This is a genomic window from Pseudonocardia sp. Ae717_Ps2 (assembly GCF_001932475.1).
Taxonomy (GTDB): Bacteria; Actinomycetota; Actinomycetes; order Mycobacteriales; family Pseudonocardiaceae; genus Pseudonocardia.
Map to the genome: position 1 here is coordinate 1,491,714 of NZ_MCIS01000001.1, position 17,736 is coordinate 1,509,449.

The 17,736-nt window shown below is 73.8% G+C and carries 22 protein-coding genes; 6 read left to right on the plus strand and 16 right to left on the minus strand.

All coding sequences use genetic code 11. The annotated features are described in order from the left end of the window. Positions 1–142 precede the first annotated feature (142 nt). Complete coding sequence (locus Ae717Ps2_RS07210; protein ID WP_075311360.1) at positions 143–1,108, minus strand: zinc-binding dehydrogenase; 966 nt, start codon at positions 1,106–1,108, stop codon at positions 143–145. A gap of 44 nt (positions 1,109–1,152) precedes the next feature. On the opposite strand from Ae717Ps2_RS07210, the gene Ae717Ps2_RS07215 reads away from it, so the two are divergent. Further along, a complete protein-coding gene (locus Ae717Ps2_RS07215) occupies positions 1,153–1,335 on the plus strand; it encodes a hypothetical protein (protein ID WP_020626278.1) in 183 nt (60 codons plus the stop codon). 4 nt (positions 1,336–1,339) lie between these two features. Here the strand turns inward: Ae717Ps2_RS07215 and Ae717Ps2_RS07220 are convergent, their stop codons facing one another. Beyond that, on the minus strand, positions 1,340–2,185 hold the full coding sequence (locus Ae717Ps2_RS07220) for an NAD-dependent protein deacetylase (RefSeq protein ID WP_075311362.1): 846 nt from the start codon (positions 2,183–2,185) through the stop codon (positions 1,340–1,342). A 318-nt stretch (positions 2,186–2,503) separates the two neighbouring features. On the opposite strand from Ae717Ps2_RS07220, the gene Ae717Ps2_RS07225 reads away from it, so the two are divergent. Beyond that, positions 2,504–3,385, plus strand: a complete 882-nt coding sequence (locus Ae717Ps2_RS07225) for a hypothetical protein (protein WP_075311364.1) — start codon at positions 2,504–2,506, stop codon at positions 3,383–3,385. 182 nt (positions 3,386–3,567) lie between these two features. Here Ae717Ps2_RS07225 and Ae717Ps2_RS07230 read toward each other — a convergent pair whose 3' ends face one another. Genes Ae717Ps2_RS07230 through Ae717Ps2_RS40260 form a run of 3 tightly spaced genes read right to left on the minus strand, consistent with a single transcriptional unit; the run spans position 3,568 to position 4,971 of the window. Continuing rightward, a complete protein-coding gene (locus Ae717Ps2_RS07230; RefSeq protein WP_075311366.1) occupies positions 3,568–4,356 on the minus strand; it encodes an enoyl-CoA hydratase-related protein in 789 nt (262 codons plus the stop codon). A gap of 17 nt (positions 4,357–4,373) precedes the next feature. Beyond that, on the minus strand, positions 4,374–4,823 hold the full coding sequence (locus Ae717Ps2_RS07235) for an OsmC family protein (RefSeq protein WP_075333154.1): 450 nt from the start codon (positions 4,821–4,823) through the stop codon (positions 4,374–4,376). A 58-nt stretch (positions 4,824–4,881) separates the two neighbouring features. Next, positions 4,882–4,971, minus strand: coding sequence for a putative leader peptide (locus Ae717Ps2_RS40260; RefSeq protein WP_369804829.1), 90 nt, complete (start codon positions 4,969–4,971; stop codon positions 4,882–4,884). Positions 4,972–5,104: 133 nt separating this feature from the next. Between Ae717Ps2_RS40260 and Ae717Ps2_RS07240 the strand changes: the two genes are divergently transcribed. Further along, positions 5,105–5,965, plus strand: a complete 861-nt coding sequence (locus Ae717Ps2_RS07240; RefSeq protein ID WP_020625692.1) for an LLM class F420-dependent oxidoreductase — start codon at positions 5,105–5,107, stop codon at positions 5,963–5,965. A 9-nt stretch (positions 5,966–5,974) separates the two neighbouring features. On the opposite strand, the gene Ae717Ps2_RS35990 is transcribed toward Ae717Ps2_RS07240, so the two are convergent. Further along, positions 5,975–6,217, minus strand: coding sequence for a hypothetical protein (locus Ae717Ps2_RS35990; protein ID WP_143510327.1), 243 nt, complete (start codon positions 6,215–6,217; stop codon positions 5,975–5,977). Positions 6,218–6,531: 314 nt separating this feature from the next. Between Ae717Ps2_RS35990 and Ae717Ps2_RS07250 the strand changes: the two genes are divergently transcribed. From Ae717Ps2_RS07250 to Ae717Ps2_RS07260, 3 genes are all read left to right on the plus strand, one after another. Next, positions 6,532–6,999 carry a ribonuclease domain-containing protein gene (locus tag Ae717Ps2_RS07250; RefSeq protein ID WP_075311372.1) on the plus strand — a complete coding sequence of 156 codons (468 nt, stop codon included), beginning with the start codon at positions 6,532–6,534 and terminating at the stop codon, positions 6,997–6,999. After that, positions 6,996–7,367 (plus strand): barstar family protein, encoded by a 372-nt coding sequence (locus Ae717Ps2_RS07255; protein ID WP_075311374.1) that lies wholly within the window; start codon positions 6,996–6,998, stop codon positions 7,365–7,367. The genes Ae717Ps2_RS07250 and Ae717Ps2_RS07255 overlap by 4 nt, the downstream gene beginning before the upstream one ends. Before the next feature lie 204 nt (positions 7,368–7,571). Then, positions 7,572–9,524 carry an FAD/NAD(P)-binding protein gene (locus Ae717Ps2_RS07260; protein ID WP_075311376.1) on the plus strand — a complete coding sequence of 651 codons (1,953 nt, stop codon included), beginning with the start codon at positions 7,572–7,574 and terminating at the stop codon, positions 9,522–9,524. A 38-nt stretch (positions 9,525–9,562) separates the two neighbouring features. Here Ae717Ps2_RS07260 and Ae717Ps2_RS07265 read toward each other — a convergent pair whose 3' ends face one another. The 10 genes from Ae717Ps2_RS07265 to Ae717Ps2_RS07295 all read right to left on the minus strand — a co-directional run bounded on the left by Ae717Ps2_RS07265 (position 9,563) and on the right by Ae717Ps2_RS07295 (position 17,595). Continuing rightward, positions 9,563–10,747, minus strand: a complete 1,185-nt coding sequence (locus tag Ae717Ps2_RS07265) for a YeiH family protein (RefSeq protein ID WP_083702289.1) — start codon at positions 10,745–10,747, stop codon at positions 9,563–9,565. Next, positions 10,744–10,920: a hypothetical protein gene (locus Ae717Ps2_RS37245; RefSeq protein ID WP_020624370.1), complete on the minus strand. Its 177-nt coding sequence runs from the start codon at positions 10,918–10,920 to the stop codon at positions 10,744–10,746. Before Ae717Ps2_RS37245 ends, Ae717Ps2_RS07265 begins: the two co-directional genes overlap by 4 nt. 94 nt (positions 10,921–11,014) lie before the next feature. Beyond that, positions 11,015–11,143 (minus strand): hypothetical protein, encoded by a 129-nt coding sequence (locus Ae717Ps2_RS39835; protein ID WP_020624369.1) that lies wholly within the window; start codon positions 11,141–11,143, stop codon positions 11,015–11,017. A 97-nt stretch (positions 11,144–11,240) separates the two neighbouring features. Further along, a complete protein-coding gene (locus Ae717Ps2_RS07270) occupies positions 11,241–12,155 on the minus strand; it encodes a sulfite exporter TauE/SafE family protein (protein WP_075311378.1) in 915 nt (304 codons plus the stop codon). 135 nt (positions 12,156–12,290) lie between these two features. After that, positions 12,291–12,443, minus strand: coding sequence for a hypothetical protein (locus Ae717Ps2_RS37250; RefSeq protein WP_020624367.1), 153 nt, complete (start codon positions 12,441–12,443; stop codon positions 12,291–12,293). 371 nt (positions 12,444–12,814) lie between these two features. Then, positions 12,815–14,119, minus strand: a complete 1,305-nt coding sequence (locus tag Ae717Ps2_RS07275) for a sulfate adenylyltransferase subunit 1 (RefSeq protein ID WP_075333155.1) — start codon at positions 14,117–14,119, stop codon at positions 12,815–12,817. Next, positions 14,119–15,057: a sulfate adenylyltransferase subunit CysD gene (gene cysD / locus Ae717Ps2_RS07280; RefSeq protein WP_020624365.1), complete on the minus strand. Its 939-nt coding sequence runs from the start codon at positions 15,055–15,057 to the stop codon at positions 14,119–14,121. The genes Ae717Ps2_RS07275 and cysD overlap by 1 nt, the downstream gene beginning before the upstream one ends. Then, a complete protein-coding gene (locus Ae717Ps2_RS07285) occupies positions 15,054–15,758 on the minus strand; it encodes a phosphoadenylyl-sulfate reductase (protein WP_020624364.1) in 705 nt (234 codons plus the stop codon). Before Ae717Ps2_RS07285 ends, cysD begins: the two co-directional genes overlap by 4 nt. After that, entirely contained in the window at positions 15,755–15,931 is a 177-nt protein-coding gene (locus Ae717Ps2_RS07290) for a hypothetical protein (protein WP_020624363.1), read from the minus strand. The genes Ae717Ps2_RS07285 and Ae717Ps2_RS07290 overlap by 4 nt, the downstream gene beginning before the upstream one ends. Continuing rightward, a complete protein-coding gene (locus Ae717Ps2_RS07295) occupies positions 15,928–17,595 on the minus strand; it encodes a nitrite/sulfite reductase (protein ID WP_075333156.1) in 1,668 nt (555 codons plus the stop codon). Before Ae717Ps2_RS07295 ends, Ae717Ps2_RS07290 begins: the two co-directional genes overlap by 4 nt. Between the last annotated feature and the right edge of the window lie 141 nt (positions 17,596–17,736).

Genomic DNA, 17,736 nt, shown 5'->3' on the forward strand with positions numbered 1-17,736 from the left:
CCCTGTCCTGGGCAAACGTCCCCCGAGCGCCGGGCGGTCGTCACGCAGCGATGACCGACAGGGCGACGACCAGGCATTTCGTAGACCGCTTGACGTGACCCAACGACATCACGAATGCATCACACCCGGATCTCGTAACGGATCAGCGGGTCAGGACGATCTTCCCCGCCGTCCGCCCCGCGGACATCGCCTCGAACGCCTCCTTCGCGGAGTCCATCGGCAGTTCGGTCCCGATCTCCGGCGCGATCCCGGCCGTCGCGACGAAGTTCATGAGATCCACGAGCTCCTGCCGCGTCCCCATGGTCGACCCGACCACCTCGAGCTGGAGGAAGAACAGCCGCTGGAGGTCCGCGGGCGGGTTCGGGCCCGAGGTGGAGCCGCAGATGACGATGCGGCCACCGGGGCGCAGCGCCCGCATGGAGTGCTTCCAGGTGGCCTCGCCGACCGACTCCATGACGGCGTCGACCTTGCCCGGCAGCTTCGCGCCGGACTCGAAGGTGGCGTGCGCGCCGAGCCGCTCGGCCAGCGCGCGCTTCTCCTCGTCGCGGCCGGTGACCCACACCTGGAGGCCCGCGGCGCGGCCCAGCTGGATCAGCGCCGTCGAGACGCCGCCGGAGGCACCCTGGACGAGCACGGTCTGGCCCGGCTGCAGGCCCGACTTGGTGAACAGCATCCGGTACGCGGTCAGCCAGGCGGTGCCGAGCACGGCGCCCTGGCCGGGGGTGAGGCCCGTCGGGGCGGGGACCGCGTTGCGCGCCGGGACGATCACCTTCTCGGCCATCGTGCCCTGGTGGCGCTCGGTGAGCAGGGTGCGCTTCGGGTCGAGGGTCTCGTCGCCGCGCCAGTCCGGGTCGCCGATGATCGGGTAGAGGACGACCTCGGTGCCGTCGTCGAGGGTCCCGGCGCCGTCGCAGCCGAGGATCATCGGGAACTGGTCGGGCTTGATGCCGACCCCGCGCAGCGTCCACAGGTCGTGCATGTTGAGGCTGGCGGCGGAGACGGTGACGGAGACCCAGCCGTCGGGGACCTCGGGGTCGGGCCGCTCGCCCACGACGAGGGAGTCGAGGGGAGCGTCGGCGTTGGGCTCCTGCGCGTAGACAGCGAACATGGCCCCGAACCTAATGCCTGGGCGCGGGGACTACCGTGTGGAGTGTGCGCACGATCATCGACGGCTGGGACGCGTTCGAGCTGTGGCTCACCGGCCTGCCGTTCGTGGTGCAGGTCGTGTTCGTGACGGTGGTGGTCCTGCCCGCGTGCGCGCTGGTCGCGATCGGGGCCGACCGCGCCACCCGGCGCTTCGACACGCCCCGCGGGCGCCGCGACGGCGGGGCCTGAGCACTCAGACCGGCTGGGCCGCCAGCGCGGTCAGGGCCTCCGAGCAGCCCGCGTCGACGCGCAGGTCGGCGAGCTCGTCGCCCCGGGTCGCCCCGCGGTTGACGATCACGACCGGCACCTCCGCCCGGTGGGCGGCCCGGACGAACCGCAGCCCCGACATGACGGTCAGCGAGGACCCGGCGACGAGCAGCGCACCGTCCTCGGGGGTCAGCGTGGCCACCATCGCGTAGCACCGCGCCACCCGGTCCTTCGGCACGTTCTCCCCGAAGAACACGACATGCGGCTTGAGGACCCCGCCGCAGGACGCGCACGGCGCGATCCGGAACCCGTCGGTGATCTCCACCGCGGCGTCGCCGTCCGGGGCGGTCTCGACCTGCGCACTGTGCGCCTCGGTGAAGCCGGGGTTCAGCGCGGTGAGCCGGGCCGCCAGCGCGTCGCGGGCGGTGATCCGCCGGCAGTCCAGGCAGACGACCTCGTCGATGCGCCCGTGCAGGTCGACGACGCCGCGGCTGCCGGCCACCGTGTGCAGGCCGTCGACGTTCTGCGTGACCAGCCCGTCGACGACGCCCGCGGCCCCCAGCGCGGCCAGCGCGCGGTGACCCGGGTTGGGGTCGGCGCGGCGCATTCGGGCCCAGCCGACGTGGCTGCGCGCCCAGTACCGCTGCTGCGCGGGCTTCCCGGAGACGAACTCGGAGTAGGTCATCGGGTTGCGCGGGCGCGAGCCCGGGCCGCGGTAGTCCGGGATGCCGGAGTCGGTGGACAGCCCGGCCCCGGTGAGGACGACCAGGCGTCGCCCGGCGAGCAGATCCAGCGCCGCACCCGGGTCGGTGGTGACGGCGGGGGAGGGCATGCCTTCCAGAGTAGGCGCGCCCGGCGGCACCCCGCGCTCCGACGGCCGGCGTCACCGCTCCGCCCTGCCGCCCCTTCGCTCCACCTCCCGCTCCGCCGAGCACCCCTGCCTGCCGCGCGCCTCTCGCCCCGCCGCACGCGCTCGGCCCCGCCGGGGCGCCGAACGGGCCCGCCGAGTGGTACGCGGTGAACCCGTCGGGGCCGGTCCCGGGTCCGTGGTGTGCCACTCGGCGCACCCCGGCGACCGAACTGGTTCGCGATCGCACACCAGGGACGCCGAACGGCCCCGCCGGCGCGGTGTCCCGGCGATCCTGCGCCGGTGGACGTACCGGGGTGGCCCCTGATCTTCCGCGGCTCGGCCGCTGTCCGAGCCGGTCTCGTGACGGCGCGACGGCTGCAGGGGCCGGCGTTCGTCCGGGTGCTGCCCGACACCTGGGCCGCCCGACACCTCGTCCCGCTCGGGCACGCCGACCGGTGCCGGGCGGTGTCCCGCTGGTCCGGCGGTCGCGGGGTGATCGCGGGATGGGCCGCGGCGGAGCTGTCCGGTGCTCCGTGCGCGCCGGCCGGGGCGCCGGTCGAGGTGCTGCTCCCGGTCCGGGCCCGGGCCCCGGCCGGGGTGCGCGTGCGCCGCGACCGGCTGCACCCCGGTGAGATCGAGTGGCGCGACGGGATCCGGGTCACCACGCCCTTGCGCACCGCGTTCGACCTCGCCCGTGGTGAGGACGAGACCGACGCCGTCGTCGCGGTGGACGCGCTGGCGTTCCGGCACGGGTTCTCCCCGGACCTGCTGCTGCACTTCGCGGTCCGCTACCGGGGGCTGCGCGGGGTGTCCAGGGTCCCCGGCGTGCTGGGGCTCGCCGACCGGCGCGCCGCGTCGCCACCCGAGACCCGGCTGCGGTTGCTCCTGGTCCGGGCCGGGCTGCCGAGACCGCAGGCCCAGCACCCGGTGCGCGACGACGTCCGGCGCCGCGCGGTGTGGCTCGACCTCGCCTACCCCGCGGCCCGCGTCGGCATCGAGTACGAGGGTGCCGACCACACCGGCCCCGACCGGGTCCTGCGCGACGCCGCCCGGGTGACCCGCCTCGTCGACGCCGGGTGGCGGATCTACCGCTACACCCGGTTCGACCTGCGCGACGAGCCCGGGCGCATCGTCGCGGAGATCGGCCGGGCCCTGGACCACGCGCCGAGTGGTACGTCGTGAACCCGTCCGAGGGGGTCCGAGGTGCCTGACGTGCCACTCGCCGGGCCGGGCCGGGCCGGCTCAGGCCAGGGCGTGGGCGGGCCGGGCCGGGTCAGGGCGAGGCGGGGCCAGGCGCGCCGGGCCAGGGCGGGGCGAGGCGAGGCCGGGCCAGGCAGGCCGGGCCAGGGCCGGGGGCAACGGGCTCAGCCCTGCGGCACCCAGGACGGCGTCCGCTTCTCCCCGAAGGCCCGGATGCCCTCCTGCCCCTCCTCGGAGGCGAAGTAGGACGCGGACAGCGTGTTCATCGCGGCGAAGTCGTCGCTCATCGCCGCCGGGCGCTCGCGCCGCAGCATCGCCTTCGTCCCGGCCAGAGCGCCGGGCGCACCGAGGCGCAGCATCCCGGTGTAGCGGGCCACCTCGTCGTCGAGGGCCTCGGCCGGGACGGCGCTGTTGATCAGCCCGACGGCCACCGCGCGCCGCGCGTCGAAGGTCTCGCCGGTGAGGAAGAGCTCGTGCGCGGCGCGGGCGGACAGCCGGGGCAGGACGGTCACCGAGATGACCGCGGGCACCACCCCGATCCGGACCTCGGAGAAGGCGAAGGTGACCGACTCGGCGGCGACGGCGATGTCGCACGCCGCCACGATCCCGACCCCGCCGGCGCGGGCAGGCCCCGACAGGCGGGCGACGACCGGCTTCGGGGAGTCCCACAGCGTGGTCAGGATCCGCGGCACCTCGGTGACACCCTGCTGCTCGGCGCCCGCGCCCCGCGACTCCCGCAGGTCCATGCCCGCGCAGAACACCGTGCCGGTGTGGGTCAGCACGATCACCCGCACCGCGTCGTCGGCGATCGCCGCGTCGAGGTGCGCGATCAGCTCCCGGCGCAGCTGCGCCGAGAGCGCGTTGCGGTTGCGCGGCGAGTCCAGGGTGATGGTCGCGATCCCGGCCTCGACGGCCAGGTGGACGAGTGCGGGGGAGTCGACGGTGTCTGCCACCCCCGCAGACTAGGACCTCAGGCCTTCGTCCAGGTGCTGGTGATCGACACCCCGGCCAGGGCGAACAGCTGCGACACCGGGCAGCGGCGCTCGGTCTCGCTGGCGAGCTGCGCGACCTGCTCGTCGGTGCCGCCGGTGGTGATGACGGCGTCGATCCGCAGGTTCTGGAAGGTGGTCTCGCCGTCGCGGTGGGTGCCGGTGGTCATCGTCGTCGGGTTGAAGTCGGCGGCGACGTCGAAGCGCACGTGCTCGATCGTGATGCCGAGCTCCTTCGCGACGATCGAGCTGGTGACCTGGTTGCACGACGACAGCGAGGCGAGCGTGTAGGCGAGCGGGCTGGGGTGCTCGTCCTTGCCGCCGAAGGCGGGGTAGGCGTCGGTCTCGATGACGTAGTCGGCGCCGTCGACCGCGACGGTCTGCGCGACGCCGGTGCCCTGACCGCTGACGGCGAAGGTGACGAGGGGCATGGGTGAAACTCCCAGGGGTGCGATACGTGTGCGGGGGCCGCTGATCAGAGGCGGCGGTTCAGGGACACGGACAGAGCGCCCCGGCCGTCCGGGCGAGGTCGATGTGCAGCCTCCGCACGAGCGCGATCACGACGCCAGTGAACCGCACCGAACGGTTGTGCGCGACGTGATGGAGTCGACCGAACCGGCGACGCCCGTGGTCCGATGCGTGCGGTGGCGCCCGTCGTCGGGAGAGGGCTACGCTCGTAAACGGAGATTGCTCCGTTTATGGGAGGACAGCTGTGAGGATCGGACTGCACATCGCGGACTTCACCTACCCGGCCGGCCCGGCCGGGCTGGCCGACGACCTGTCCCGGATCGCCGCGGCGGCCGAGGAACAGGGCTTCGCGCGGGTGAGCGTCATGGACCACCTCTGGCAGATCCGGCCGGTCGGACCGGTCGAGACCGACATGCTCGAGGCCTACACCGTGCTCGGCTACCTGGCGGCCCGCACCGAGAAGGTCGACCTGCTGGCCTGGGTGACCGCGGTGACCTACCGCGACCCTGGTCTGCTGGTGAAGGCCGTGACCACTCTGGACGTGCTGTCGAAGGGCCGCGCGATGCTGGGCATCGGAGCCGCCTGGAACGACGAGGAGGCCACCGGGCTCGGACTGTTCTTCCCGCCGACGGCGGAGCGGTTCGAGCGGCTGGAGGAGACGCTGCGCATCGCCCGGCAGATGTGGAGCGACGACGACGGCCCCTTCGAGGGCACCCACTACCGGCTCGGCGCCACGCTGAACACGCCGCAGCCGCTGCGCAGGCCGCACCCGCCGATCCTGATCGGCGGTGGTGGGGAGAGGAAGACGCTGCGCCTGGTCGCGCAGTACGCCGACGCGTGCAACCTGTTCGGCGGCCCCGAGCTGGAGCGCAAGCTGGACGTGCTGCGCACCCGCTGCGAGGAGGTGGGGCGCGACTACGACGAGATCGAGAAGACGGTCATGACGCGGCTCGACCCGGCCGATCCGAAGGCGGCGGTCGAGGAGCTGCGCGGCTATGCGGCACTCGGCGTGCAGCACGTGCACACCATGGTGCCGGACGTGGCGGCGATCGAGCCGTTGCGGGTGTTCGGGTCGGAGATCATCCCGGCGGCCGCCGAACTCTGACCCGTCCGGTCAGCCGCCGGGTTGGCGGGGCATCGTCCGGAGGATCGCGACCTGCTGGTCCAGCTCGGCCGCGATCAGCTCGGCGTGCAGGGCGGCGGAGGCGCCGTCGTGTGCGGCGAGCGCGCGGTGGCGGCGCACCAGGTCGTCGATCGAGTCCAGCAGCCGGTCCACGGTCGAGCGGCCGGCCTGGGGTGCCGGGGTCTCCACGGGTGGGGGAGCCTCGGGCAGGGGGTGAATCAACTCTGCGGTCATGCGACGTTCTCCGTTGAACGTGTCGGGGTCGGGGCGTGTCATGCGCAGTCGTTCCTGGTCTCTCGAACTCCGTTGTACCCGCTCCAACGCTCTTTTACTGTGCGTAGAACACCGGTGCGACGCAGGACACGGTGACCGGGTGCGCCGGCGCGGTGACCGGTCGTGATCATCGCCTGTCAGGGGCCGGTCGGCGCGGTCGGCGGGCGAACGGAGGGTGGTCGTCGCGCCGGTCATGGAAACGGCGGGTGACGAGCCCGTGACGGTTCGTTGCGACACCTGTACCCGAAAGGGTGACGCAACCTAGCGTCCGGACCATGATCATTCGACCGGATGCGCGGACCGGGCTGCGTGCCCTGATCGTCGGGGCGCTCGTCGCCGTACTGGCCGTCCTCGGCCTCGCCCTGCCCGCCGCGGCCGTCGCCGCACCCGCCCCGGCCGCGCCGGCCGCCGTCGCCGCTCCCGCCGCCCCGGCCGCCGTGCCGGGGGAGGAGGAGTCCGGGCTGCCGGTGCGGGCGCTGTCGTCGCTGCCGTCGCAGGCCACCGACACCTACCGGCTGATCCGCTCCGGCGGGCCGTACCCGTACAGCCAGGACGGGACGACCTTCCAGAACCGGGAGGGGATCCTGCCCGCGAAGTCCTCGGGCTACTACAAGGAGTTCACCGTGACGACCCCCGGGTCGAGCACCCGCGGTGCCCGGCGGATCGTCACCGGATCGGGCGGGGAGTACTACTACACGGCCGACCACTACGCCTCGTTCGTCGTGGTAGACGTCTCGAGGTGAGCACCCTTCCCCGTGAGAGCGCCGGAACCGCCCCCGCCGTCGACGCGGCCCGGGGGCGGGCCGGTGGCTCCGGTCTCGTCGCCGTCGTCGAGGGGGCCGCGGACCGCACCGCGGTCCTGTCCGCCCTCGGCCGGGCGCTGAGCTTCCCCGAGTACTACGGCCACAACCTCGACGCGCTGGCGGACTGCCTGGGCGACCTGTCCTGGCTGCCCCCCGGGCCGGTCGAGCTCGTCGTCGCCGACGGGCCGCTCGCCGCGGCCGACCCCGGCACCCACGCGGCCGTCCTGGAGATCCTCGCCGAGGCCGTCGAGACGACGGCGGGCACCGACCGGCCGTTGCGGGTCACCCTGGCGGGTCCGGCGACCTGAACCGCCACGCCCGGAATCCCAGGGGTGCGTCACGACGTTGACCCCGAGGAACGGTCCGTGACGGGTGGCCGTGGACGGGGAGGAGACCTACCGTGGACGCCATGGGTCTCCGGCTGGTGAGGCGCAGGCACGTCGACCTGTGCCGCCTGCGGTGGGCGCTGTGAGGGGTCGTCCCCCTCCGCCCGCCGAACCAGGAGCGCCCCCATGTCCCGTACTCCGCACGCCCCGTCCGTCGTGATCGTCGGCGCCGGCCCCCGCGGGGCCGGTGTGCTCGAGCGGATGGTCACGAGTGCCCCCGAGCTGCTGCCCGACGCCCTCGCGGGCCCCGGCGTCGACGTCCACCTCGTCGACCCGTTCCCGGCCGGGGCGGGCCGCATCTGGCGGCACGCGCAGTCCCCGCTGCTCGCGATGAACTCGATGGCCGCTGACGTCACGATGTGGACCGACGACTCGGTCGTCTGCGACGGCCCGGTGGCGCCCGGCCCGTCGTTCTGGGACTGGGCACGGGACCTGCGCGAGCACGGTGACCCGGTTGCCGAGCTCGGTCCGGAGCTCGCCGACGAGCTGGCGCAGGTCACGGCGTCGACGTTCCCGTCGCGGCGGCTGCAGAGCCACTACCTCGCCGCGGTGCTGCGCGAGGTCGTCGAGCGGGCGCCGGCCGGGATGCGCGTGCACGTGCACCGCAGCACCGCCGAGGCCCTCGACGAGGCCGACGGCCGGCAGGTCGTGACCCTCGCCGACGGCACCGTCCTGCGCGGCGACGCCGTCGTCCTGGCCTCCGGGCACCTCGACGCCACCCCCACCGACGACGAGATCGCGCTCGCCGCCCGCGCCGCCGAGCTCGGCCTGCTCTACCTGCCCCCCGAGCAGACCTCGGACTCCGACCTCTCGGTCATCGCCCCGGGCGAGACCGTGCTGGCCCGCGGGCTGGGGCTGGCGTTCGTCGACCTCGTGGTGCTGTTGTTCGAGGGCCGCGGCGGGCGCTTCGTGGCGGACCCGGACGACACCGACCCGGACCGGCTGCGCTACGAGCCGTGCGGGCGGGAGCCGGTGCTGGTCGGCGGGTCCCCGCGCGGCGCGATCTACCACTCCAAGACCCACTACCAGCTGCGGGGCGGGCGTCCGCCGCTGCCGCGGTTCCTCACGCCCGAGGTGGTCGACGCCCTGATCGCCTCCGGTGGCCCGGTCGACGTCGCCACCCAGGTGTGGCCGCTGATGGCGAAGGAGATCGGCTGGGGCTGGTACCACGAGCTGTTCGTCGGCCACCCCGACCGTGTCCGCGCCGGGTGGGACGAGTTCGCCGAGCGCTTCGCGGCCGTCGCGCACGGCTCGCCCGAGGAGACGGCGCTGATCGCCGAGCTGGTGCCCGACCCGCTCGACCGCCTCGACCTCACCGCGCTGGACCGGCCGCTCGACGGCGTGCACGCCCCGGACCTGGAGACGCTGCAACCGCTGGTGCGCGAGCGCATCGCCGAGGACCTGCGCCAGCACGTGGACGAGCGGCACACCCCGCACCTGGGCGCGTTCGTCGCGATGCTGTCGGTCTACACCGAGACCACCCGCCTCGCCGGGGCCGGGGTGCTCTCCCCGCGCTCGCGGGCGCGGGACCTGCCGTGGTGGCAGTCGTTCTTCAACTCCGTCGCCTCCGGCCCGCCGGGGTTCCGGGTCCGCCAGATGCTCGCGCTCTCCCGTGCCGGGTACCTGCGGTTCCTCGGGGCGGGGATGACCGTTGACGTCGACGCCGACGGGTTCCACGCCACGAGCACCACCCTCGCCGGCGCGGAGCCGGTCACCTCCCGGGTGCTGGTCGACGCCCGGCTGCCCGACCCGAGCGTCTCGCGCACCGTGGACGGGCTGCTGGGCGGGCTGCTCGCCCGTGGTGAGGCCGTCGAAGAGGTCCTGTACGACGACGACGGCGCCCCGCTGCGCAACACCGGACTGCTGTCGGTCCGCCCGGCCGACGGCGCACTGCACACCGCGGACGGCGGGGTGCACGAGCGACGGTTCGCGGTCGGGCCGCACACCACGGTCAAGGTCGCGGGGGCGTTCACCCGGCCCGGGATGAACGCGCAGAGCCTGCGCTACAACGACGCCGTCGCCCGGGCCGTGCTGGGGGCCCTGCCCGGCGCCGCGGCCCGCGCCGTCCCGGCGGCCTGAGCCGTCCCGCCCGGGGTGTGCCCCGGGCGGGACCGGACTCAGACCGTCAGACCGGAGAACAGCAGGACCGCCAGTCCGAGGCCGACGGCCAGGTTGACCCCGGTCGCCGCGGCGAACACCCCGATCGGGCGCCACCCGGCCTCCCGCAGCGGTGCCACCCGGAACTCCAGGCCGATCGAGACGAAGGCCAGGATCAGGAACGTCGTCCGGAAGGCGTTGACGTCGCTGATCAGCGGCTTCGCGACGTCGGAGCCGGCGGTCGCGACGAACACGGTCGCGATCACCGAGGCGGCGAGGAACCCGAGCACGAACTTGGGGAAGCGCTCCCAGAACTCGCGCAGGCCCGGCCGGCCCGCCGAGCCGCTGCGCTCGACCTTCAGCGTGAAATAGGCCGTCAGCGCCACCGCGACGACGCCCAGCAGCGCGTTCTGGGTGGTCTTCACGATGGTCGCGATCTGCAGCGCCTCCTCGCCGACGATCGCCCCGGCCGCGCTGACCGCGGCGGTGGTGTCGATGTTGCCGCCGATCCACGCACCGGCGACGGCGGGCGACAACCCCAGCGCCCCGACGGCGGCGGGCAGCAGGAAGATCGACGGCAGCGCGAAGAGGATCACCAGGCTGGCCGTGTAGGCGAGCTGCTCCTTGCGGGCCTGCACCGCGCCGGCGGCCGCGATCGCCGCGCTGACGCCGCAGATGGACACCGCGGACGCCAGCAGGGCGCGGAGCTTGTCGTCGACCCCGGCCCGCCCGGCGAGCCACCAGGTGAAGCCGAAGACCACGGTGATCAGGACGACCGCCTGCACCACGGCCGGTCCGGCGGCGCGGACGATGACCGAGAAGTCGATCGAGGCGCCGAGCAGGACCAGACCGGTCTTGATGAAGAACTCGGTGCGGAAGCCGCCCGAGAGCCGTTCGCGCAGCCCGGTCAGGGTGAGCACGACGTTGCCGAGCAGCCCGAGCGCGATCGCGTAGACCGGGTACTCGATCGCGTCGGCGATCCCGGACAGCGCGGTGCCCTCGGCGGCGTCCGGGACGGTCTGTTCGAGGAAGCGGACGAGTCCGCCGAGGACGAGGACGACCGCGACGCCGCCGAGCCCCCACAGGACGGGGGAGCGGGTCGACGCCTGTGTCCCGGAGCCGGACCCGGAGTCGGGCCCGGTCTCCGGCTGGGTCGGCGGTGGGGTCTGGGGTTCGGCCGGTCGGCCGGCGTGCTGGTCGGTCACGGGACCAGCCACCCCGGCCAGAGCCCGGACAGGATCAGCACGAGCAGGAGGAGGCCGACGACCGTCGCGGCCCAGTCCTCGTTCAGGGCGAGCCGGCGCTGTGCGGGGACGTCCCCGGGCTCGTGGTCGGTGCCGGCGCGGGTGCCGGGCGGGGTGTCGGACGGGGTGCTCACGGGTGGCCCCCGGAGGTGGTGCGGGACATGGAGTTCCTCCACGACGAGTGGGTGCGGGTACACGGCGGCGCGTGGCCCGGCCGGGCCACGCGCGTCAGAACCGTGGACAGAACTCGTCGTAGGCGTGCGGCCGCCGGGACGGCCAGAACTCCTCCCGGTGTCGCGCGAGGTACGCGAGGACCGCGGGGTGCGTCGCGCAGCGACGGGACACCGGGGCGGTCATGGCCCCGATCGTGCGCCGTCGGGACGAAGCGGACAAGGTGTCGCCCACGGGACGGACGGGGTGTCCGGACACCGCATCCGCCCGGCCCGTGGGGAGGTCAGCTGGTGGAGACCGGCTGCTCCTGGTCGACCGGCGTCGCCGCGTCCTCGGTCCGGCTGCGGCGCAGCCGGATGACCGCCGCACCGATCGCCAGCGCCCACAGCACGAGGATGACGGCGTAGACGGCCGCGGTCACCGCCCCGCTCGCGTCGGCGGCCCGCAGCAGCGTCCGGGCGTTGGTGAGGATGATGACGCCGCCGACCGCCGAGCCCAGGACCGGCGCCGGGATGCGGGTGACGAGCCAGGCCGCCAGCGGCGCGGCCAGCACCCCGCCGATCAGCAGCCCGCCGATGGTGGAGGGGTCGAGCACCTCGTGGCCGAGCCCGACGAGGAACCCGGCGCTCGCGGCGAGCGCCACCAGGAACTCCGAGGCGCTGACCGAACCGACGACGGTGCGCGGTGCGGTCCGTCCGGCGCCGAGCAGGGCCGGGGTGGAGACCGGGCCCCACCCGCCGCCGCCGGACGCGTCGACGAAGCCGGCGACCAGGCCGAGCGGGGACAGGAACCGGGCGCCGTGCGGGGAGGTGCGGGCGGTGGCGACCTTCGGCGGCCGCACGCTGAAGCGCAGCAGGACGTAGACGCCGAGGGCGAGCAGGATCCCCGACATGAACGGGGCGGCGTTCTCGGTGGACAGCGCCGACAGCAGCGTCGCTCCCAGGAACGCGCCGACCGCGCCCGGCACGCCCAGCTTGAGCACGAGCTTCCAGTCGACGTTGCCGAAGCGCCAGTGCGAGGCGCCGGAGGCGAGCGTGGTGCCGACCTCGGCCAGGTGCACCGAGGCGCTCGCGGTGGCCGGGTTGATCCCGGCGAAGACCAGCAGCGAGGTCGAGGTGATGCCGTAGGCCATGCCGAGCGCGCCGTCGACCAGCTGGGCCGCGAGGCCGACGAGGGCGAAGACGATGAGTGTGGGCACGGACGATCCTTCCCGGACTGCCGGCGGACGCGGTCCCGGGCCCCGGCGCGTCCCGGTGGGGGACGCGGGTGCGGGGCGGCCGCGGTCACGGTGACCGGTGGTGTGGTGGGGTGGCGCTCGGCGCCGTGGGACGGGTCAGCGAGCGCGACAGAACTCGTCGAACGCGTCGAGCCGGCGCGACGGCCAGAACCGCTCGAGGTGCGCGACGAGGTGCCAGGACACCGCCGGATCCGCCTGCGAGCGGCCGGGCGACAGGACCCGGTCGGCGGGCGTGGCGGTGGTGGTCACCGATCCATGGTGGAACGCGAGCGGGGTGTCGACAAGCCGACGTCCGCAGGTCGGGACCGCGGTGAAGGTGTCCGGACAACTCCTGTGACCAGCCGGTGTCCGGGCGGAGGCGTGGACGAATCGCTGTCGTGGGCCACGGCTGTGACCCGACACACCGGGGCCGGTCCGGACACCGTGCGCCGTCGCGCCCACCCGGTGATCGCCAGCAGTGAGGGGATCGGTGCCGGTTCGGGCACCGATCCCCTCACTCGTCGCGATCATCGCCGGGTCGCGACGCCACGGTCCCGTCGGTCGCGGTCGTCGTCGCGGGGCCGGGGACGACCGCGGCCCCGCACCCGGAGCGGGTGCGGGGCCGTCGGGCGTGGTCACCGTCAGCCGGCGGCCGGCACCGCCGCGAGCGGGTCGCCCACCAGCCCGGCGGCGAGCGTGTTGCCCGTCGGCGGGTCGATCAGCAGGAACCCGCCGGTGGTGCGGACGCGGGCGTAGGCGTCGACCGGCAGCGGGTCGGCGACGCGCAGCGACACCCGTCCGATGTCGTTGATCTCCAGCTTCTCCGGGGCGGGGGCGTAGGACACCGTCTCGGTGTCCAGCCGCGACCCCAGCGCCCCCACGATCACCTGGGTGGTGCGGGTGCCGTGCTTGAGCAGCAGTCGCGCGCCGGGCAGCAGCGGCTTCTCGGCCAGCCAGCACAGCGTCGCGTCGATCTCGGAGGTGACCTCCGGGAGGTCGGACGCGGCCGCGATCAGGGCGCCGCGGGGGGCGTCGATGTCGTCGGCGAGCAGCACGGTGACGCTGAGCCCGGCCCCGGCGGCCGCCAGCGGGCCGTCGGCCGTCCGGACCTCGGAGACCGTGGTGCGGTGCCTCTCGGGCAGGACGACGACCTCGTCGCCCGGACGGACGGTGCCCGAGGCGACCTGGCCCGCGTAGCCGCGGTAGTCGTGGAGCTCGTCCGTGCGGGGCCGGATCACGTACTGGACCGGCATCCGGAACGGGGCCGTGGTGTCCGGGCCCTCGACCGGGACCGACTCCAGGTGCTCCAGCAGCGTCGGCCCGGTGTACCAGGGGGTGTGCCCGCTGCGGGACGCCACGTTGTCCCCGACCAGCGCGGACACCGGGATGACCTGCACCGCGGCGTCGTCGAAGCCGAGCGAGCGGGTGAGCTCGGTGAACTCGCGCTCGATGTCGGCGATCTTGGCCTCGTCGTACCCGATGAGGTCGATCTTGTTGATCGCCAGGACCAGACGCGGGACGCGCAGCAGCGACAGCACCGCGGCGTGCCGGCGGGTCTGGGAGACCACGCCGTTGCGGGCGTCGACCAGCAGCACCGCCAGCTCGGCGGTGGAGGCGCCGGTGACGGTGTTGCGGGTGTACTGCACGTGACCCGGGGTGTCGGCGAGCACGAACTCCCGCGTCGGCGTGCCGAAGTAGCGGTAGGCGACGTCGATGGTGATGCCCTGCTCGCGCTCGGCGCGCAGGCCGTCGACGAGCAGCGACAGGTCCGGGGTGGACATCCCCTTGTCGACCGAGGCGCGCTCGACGGCCTCGATCTGGTCGGCCAGCACCGATTTGGTGTCGTAGAGCAGGCGCCCGACCAGGGTGGACTTGCCGTCGTCGACGGAGCCCGCCGTGGCGAAGCGCAGCAGGGACCGGGAGGCGGTGTCGGCAGTGCCCGTCATCAGAAGTAGCCCTCCTTCTTCCGGTCCTCCATCGCGGCCTCGGACAGCCGGTCGTCGGCCCGGGTCGCGCCACGCTCGGTGAGCCGCGACGCGGTGACCTCGGCGATGACCTCGTCGAGGGTGGTGGCGGTGGACTCGACGGCTCCGGTGCACGAGCCGTCGCCCACCGTGCGGTAGCGGATCGACCTGCGTTCCAGCTTCTCGCCGTCGCGCGCTCCGCCCCAGGGACCCTCGGCGAGCCACATGCCGTCGCGCTGGAACACCTCGCGCTCGTGCGCGTAGTAGATCGACGGCAGCTCGATGCCCTCGCGCCGGATGTAGCGCCAGACGTCGAGCTCGGTCCAGTTGGAGATGGGGAACACACGAACGTGCTCGCCGGGGGCGTGCCGTCCGTTGTAGAGGTTCCACAGCTCCGGGCGCTGCTTGCGCGGGTCCCAGCGGCCGAACGCGTCGCGCAGGCTCATGATCCGCTCCTTGGCCCTGGCTCGCTCCTCGTCGCGCCGCCCGCCGCCGAACACGGCGTCGTAGCGGTGCTCGGCGATCGCGTCGAGCAGCGGCTGGGTCTGCAGCGGGTTGCGGGTGCCGTCGGCGCGCTCGACGAGCCGGCCGTCGGCGAGGTAGTCCTCGACGCGGGCGACGTCCAGGCGCAGCCCGTGCTGCGCGGCGACCCGGTCCCGGAACTCGATGACCTCGGGGTAGTTGTGCCCGGTGTCGACGTGCAGCAGACCGAACGGCACCTTGGCCGGCGCGAACGCCTTGATCGCCAGGTGCACCAGCAGTGTCGAGTCCTTGCCACCGGAGAACAGGATCACCGGGCGGTCGAACTCGCCGGCGACCTCGCGGAACACGTGGATCGCCTCGGACTCCAGGGCGTCGAGCGCGTCCAGGGCCGGGGTCGTGACGGCGGGGGTCACGGCGGTCTCCTCCAGGGCGGTCATGCGTGCAGCCCGCACTCGGTCTTGGCGCGACCGGCCCAGCGACCGGAGCGGGGGTCCTCGCCGGGCTTCGGCTTCGCGGTGCAGGGGGCGCAGCCGATGCTCGGGTATCCGGCGTCGACCAGCGGGTTCACCAGGATCCCGTGCTCGGCGATGTAGGCGTCCATGTCGTCGTCGGACCAGGCGGCGATCGGGTTGACCTTCACCAGGCCGAACTTCTCGTCGTAGGTGACCAGCGGGGTGTTCGCCCGGGTCGGGGCCTCCACCCGGCGGACGCCGGTGACCCAGGCGTCGTAGCCGGACAGGGTCCGCTCCAGCGGGACGACCTTGCGCAACGCACAGCAGCGGTCCGGCTCGCGGGCGAACAGGTCCTTGCCGTACACGGCGTCCTGCTCGGCGACAGACTGGTCCGCCTGCGCGTTCACGATGCGCAGCTGCGGGTAGACGGCGTCGACCGCGTCGCGGGTGCCGATGGTCTCCGCGAAGTGGTAGCCGGTCTCCAGGAACAGCACGTCGACGTCCGGCTTCGCCCGCTGGGCGAGGTCGACCAGCACGGCGTCCTGCATGTTGGAGGCGACGATCAGCCGGTCACCGAAGGTCTCCGCGGCCCAGGCGAGCACTTGCTCGGCGGTCGCGTCGGGACCGAGGTCGGCGGCACCGCGCTCGGCGGTGACCCGCAGGTCGGTCTCCAGGGCAACACTCATGATTCCGCTCCCGAGGTCTCGGGGACGCCGATCCCCACGAAGGTCACGACGAAGGTGCGCAGGCAGCCGGCGCACCACCAGGCGGCGCCGGGGACCTTGTCCGACCGTTCGGCCGGACGCAGGTCCTCCTCGCCGCAGTACGGGCAGTAGAACGTCGCGGCGCGCTCGCTCATTTCAGGTCCGCCTCGTCGGCCCGCAGGACCCACTGGGCGAAGCGCTCGTCGCCGTCGCGCTGCTCGGCGAAGCGGCGCACGATCCGCTCGACGTAGTCGCCCAGCTCGGCGCTGGTGACCTTGAGCCCGCGCAGCTTGCGGCCGAACCCGGAGTCGAGCCCGAGGCCGCCGCCCAGGTGCACCTGGAAGCCCTCGACCTGGTTGCCGTCGGCGTCGGTGACGATCTGGCCCTTGAGGCCGATGTCGGCGACCTGGGTGCGGGCGCAGGCGTTCGGGCAGCCGTTGAGGTGCAGCGTGATCGGCACGTCGGGGACGACGTCGGCGAGGCGCTTCTCCAGGTCCTCGACCAGCCGGATCGCCCGCTCCTTGGTCTCGACGATCGCGAGCTTGCAGAACTCGATGCCGGTGCAGGCCATCGTCGCGCGACGCCAGGTCGACGGCCGGGCCGGCAGCCCGAGCTTGTTCAGGTCCTCGACCAGCCCGTCGAGCTTGTCGTCGGCCACGTCCAGCACGACGATCTTCTGGTACGGGGTGAACCGGATGCGGTCCGACCCGGCGCGCTCGGCGGCGTCGGCGACGGCGAGCAGCGTCGTGCCCGACACCCGGCCCGAGGGCGGGGCGACGCCGACGTAGTTGCGGCCGTCCTTCTGCTTGTGGACGCCGACGTGGTCGATCGGGCGCTCGGGGACCGCCGGGGCGGGGCCGTCGACCAGCTTCCGGCCCAGGTACTCGTCCTCCAGGACCTGGCGGAACTTCTCCGGGCCCCAGTCGGCGATGAGGAACTTGATGCGGGCGCGGTGGCGCAGGCGGCGGTAGCCGTAGTCGCGGAAGACCTGGATGACGCCGTGCCACACGTCGGGCACCTCGTCCAGCGGGACCCAGGCGCCGAGGCGCTCCGCGATCCGCGGGTTGGTCGACAGGCCACCGCCGACCCACAGGTCGAAGCCGGGGCCGTGCTCGGGGTGCTCCACGCCGACGAAGGAGATGTCGTTGATCTCGTGCGCGACGTCCTGCTGCCAGGAGATCGCGGACTTGAACTTGCGCGGCAGGTTCGACAGCTCACGGTCGCCGATGAAGCGGCGCACGATCTCGTCGATCGCCGGGGTGGGGTCCACCACCTCGTCGGCGGAGACGCCGGCGACGGGGGAGCCCATGACCACGCGCGGGCAGTCGCCGCAGGCCTCGGTGGTCTGCATGCCCAGCGGCTCGATCAGGTTCCAGATCGCCGGGACGTCCTCGACGCGGATCCAGTGGTACTGGATGTTCTCCCGGTCGGTGACGTCGGCGGTGTCGCGGCCGTAGCGCTGCGAGACCTCACCGAGCGCGCGCAGCTGCTCGACCGAGACCGAGCCACCGTCGAGGCGCACGCGCATCATGAAGTAGGAGTCGTCGAGCTCCTCGGGCTCCAGCGCCGCGGTGCGGCCGCCGTCGATCCCGGGCCTGCGCTGGGTGTAGAGCCCCATCCAGCGGAACCGGCCGCGCAGGTCGGCGGGGTCGATCGAGTCGAAGCCGCGCTTGGCGTAGACGTTCTCGATCCGCGCGCGCACGTTGAGCGGGTTGTCGTCGCGCTTGCTGCGCTCGTTGGGGTTCAGCGGTTCGCGGTGGCCGAGCTTCCACTGCCCCTGGCCCTTCGGGCGGCGGGGTGCGGTCTTCGAGGGCGCCATGTGGTGGGTGCTCCGATGTGGGTTCGGGCGCACTCCGGCCCGGGACGGGGCGCGGAGCGGCCCGGGCGGTTCAGAAGGGGCCGTCGGGTCAGTGCCGACGACAGAGCGCGCTACGGGTCCGGTTCAGGTCCACGTGGCGAC

What these genes read in the sequence shown, in the direction of transcription:
- Ae717Ps2_RS07295 (WP_075333156.1), bottom strand. Translation starts at nt 17,595, where the DNA reads ATGGCGCCCTCGAAGACCGCACCCCGCCGCCCGAAGGGCCAGGGGCAG.
- Ae717Ps2_RS07235 (WP_075333154.1), bottom strand. Translation starts at nt 4,823, where the DNA reads ATGCCCCTCGTCACCTTCGCCGTCAGCGGTCAGGGCACCGGCGTCGCG.
- cysD (WP_020624365.1), bottom strand. Translation starts at nt 15,057, where the DNA reads ATGACCGCCCTGGAGGAGACCGCCGTGACCCCCGCCGTCACGACCCCG.
- Ae717Ps2_RS07285 (WP_020624364.1), bottom strand. Translation starts at nt 15,758, where the DNA reads ATGAGTGTTGCCCTGGAGACCGACCTGCGGGTCACCGCCGAGCGCGGT.
- Ae717Ps2_RS39835 (WP_020624369.1), bottom strand. Translation starts at nt 11,143, where the DNA reads ATGACCGCCCCGGTGTCCCGTCGCTGCGCGACGCACCCCGCGGTCCTC.
- Ae717Ps2_RS07290 (WP_020624363.1), bottom strand. Translation starts at nt 15,931, where the DNA reads ATGAGCGAGCGCGCCGCGACGTTCTACTGCCCGTACTGCGGCGAGGAG.
- Ae717Ps2_RS07210 (WP_075311360.1), bottom strand. Translation starts at nt 1,108, where the DNA reads ATGTTCGCTGTCTACGCGCAGGAGCCCAACGCCGACGCTCCCCTCGAC.
- Ae717Ps2_RS07260 (WP_075311376.1), top strand. Translation starts at nt 7,572, where the DNA reads ATGTCCCGTACTCCGCACGCCCCGTCCGTCGTGATCGTCGGCGCCGGC.
- Ae717Ps2_RS35990 (WP_143510327.1), bottom strand. Translation starts at nt 6,217, where the DNA reads ATGACCGCAGAGTTGATTCACCCCCTGCCCGAGGCTCCCCCACCCGTG.
- Ae717Ps2_RS07275 (WP_075333155.1), bottom strand. Translation starts at nt 14,119, where the DNA reads ATGACGGGCACTGCCGACACCGCCTCCCGGTCCCTGCTGCGCTTCGCC.
- Ae717Ps2_RS07250 (WP_075311372.1), top strand. Translation starts at nt 6,532, where the DNA reads ATGATCATTCGACCGGATGCGCGGACCGGGCTGCGTGCCCTGATCGTC.
- Ae717Ps2_RS07220 (WP_075311362.1), bottom strand. Translation starts at nt 2,185, where the DNA reads ATGCCCTCCCCCGCCGTCACCACCGACCCGGGTGCGGCGCTGGATCTG.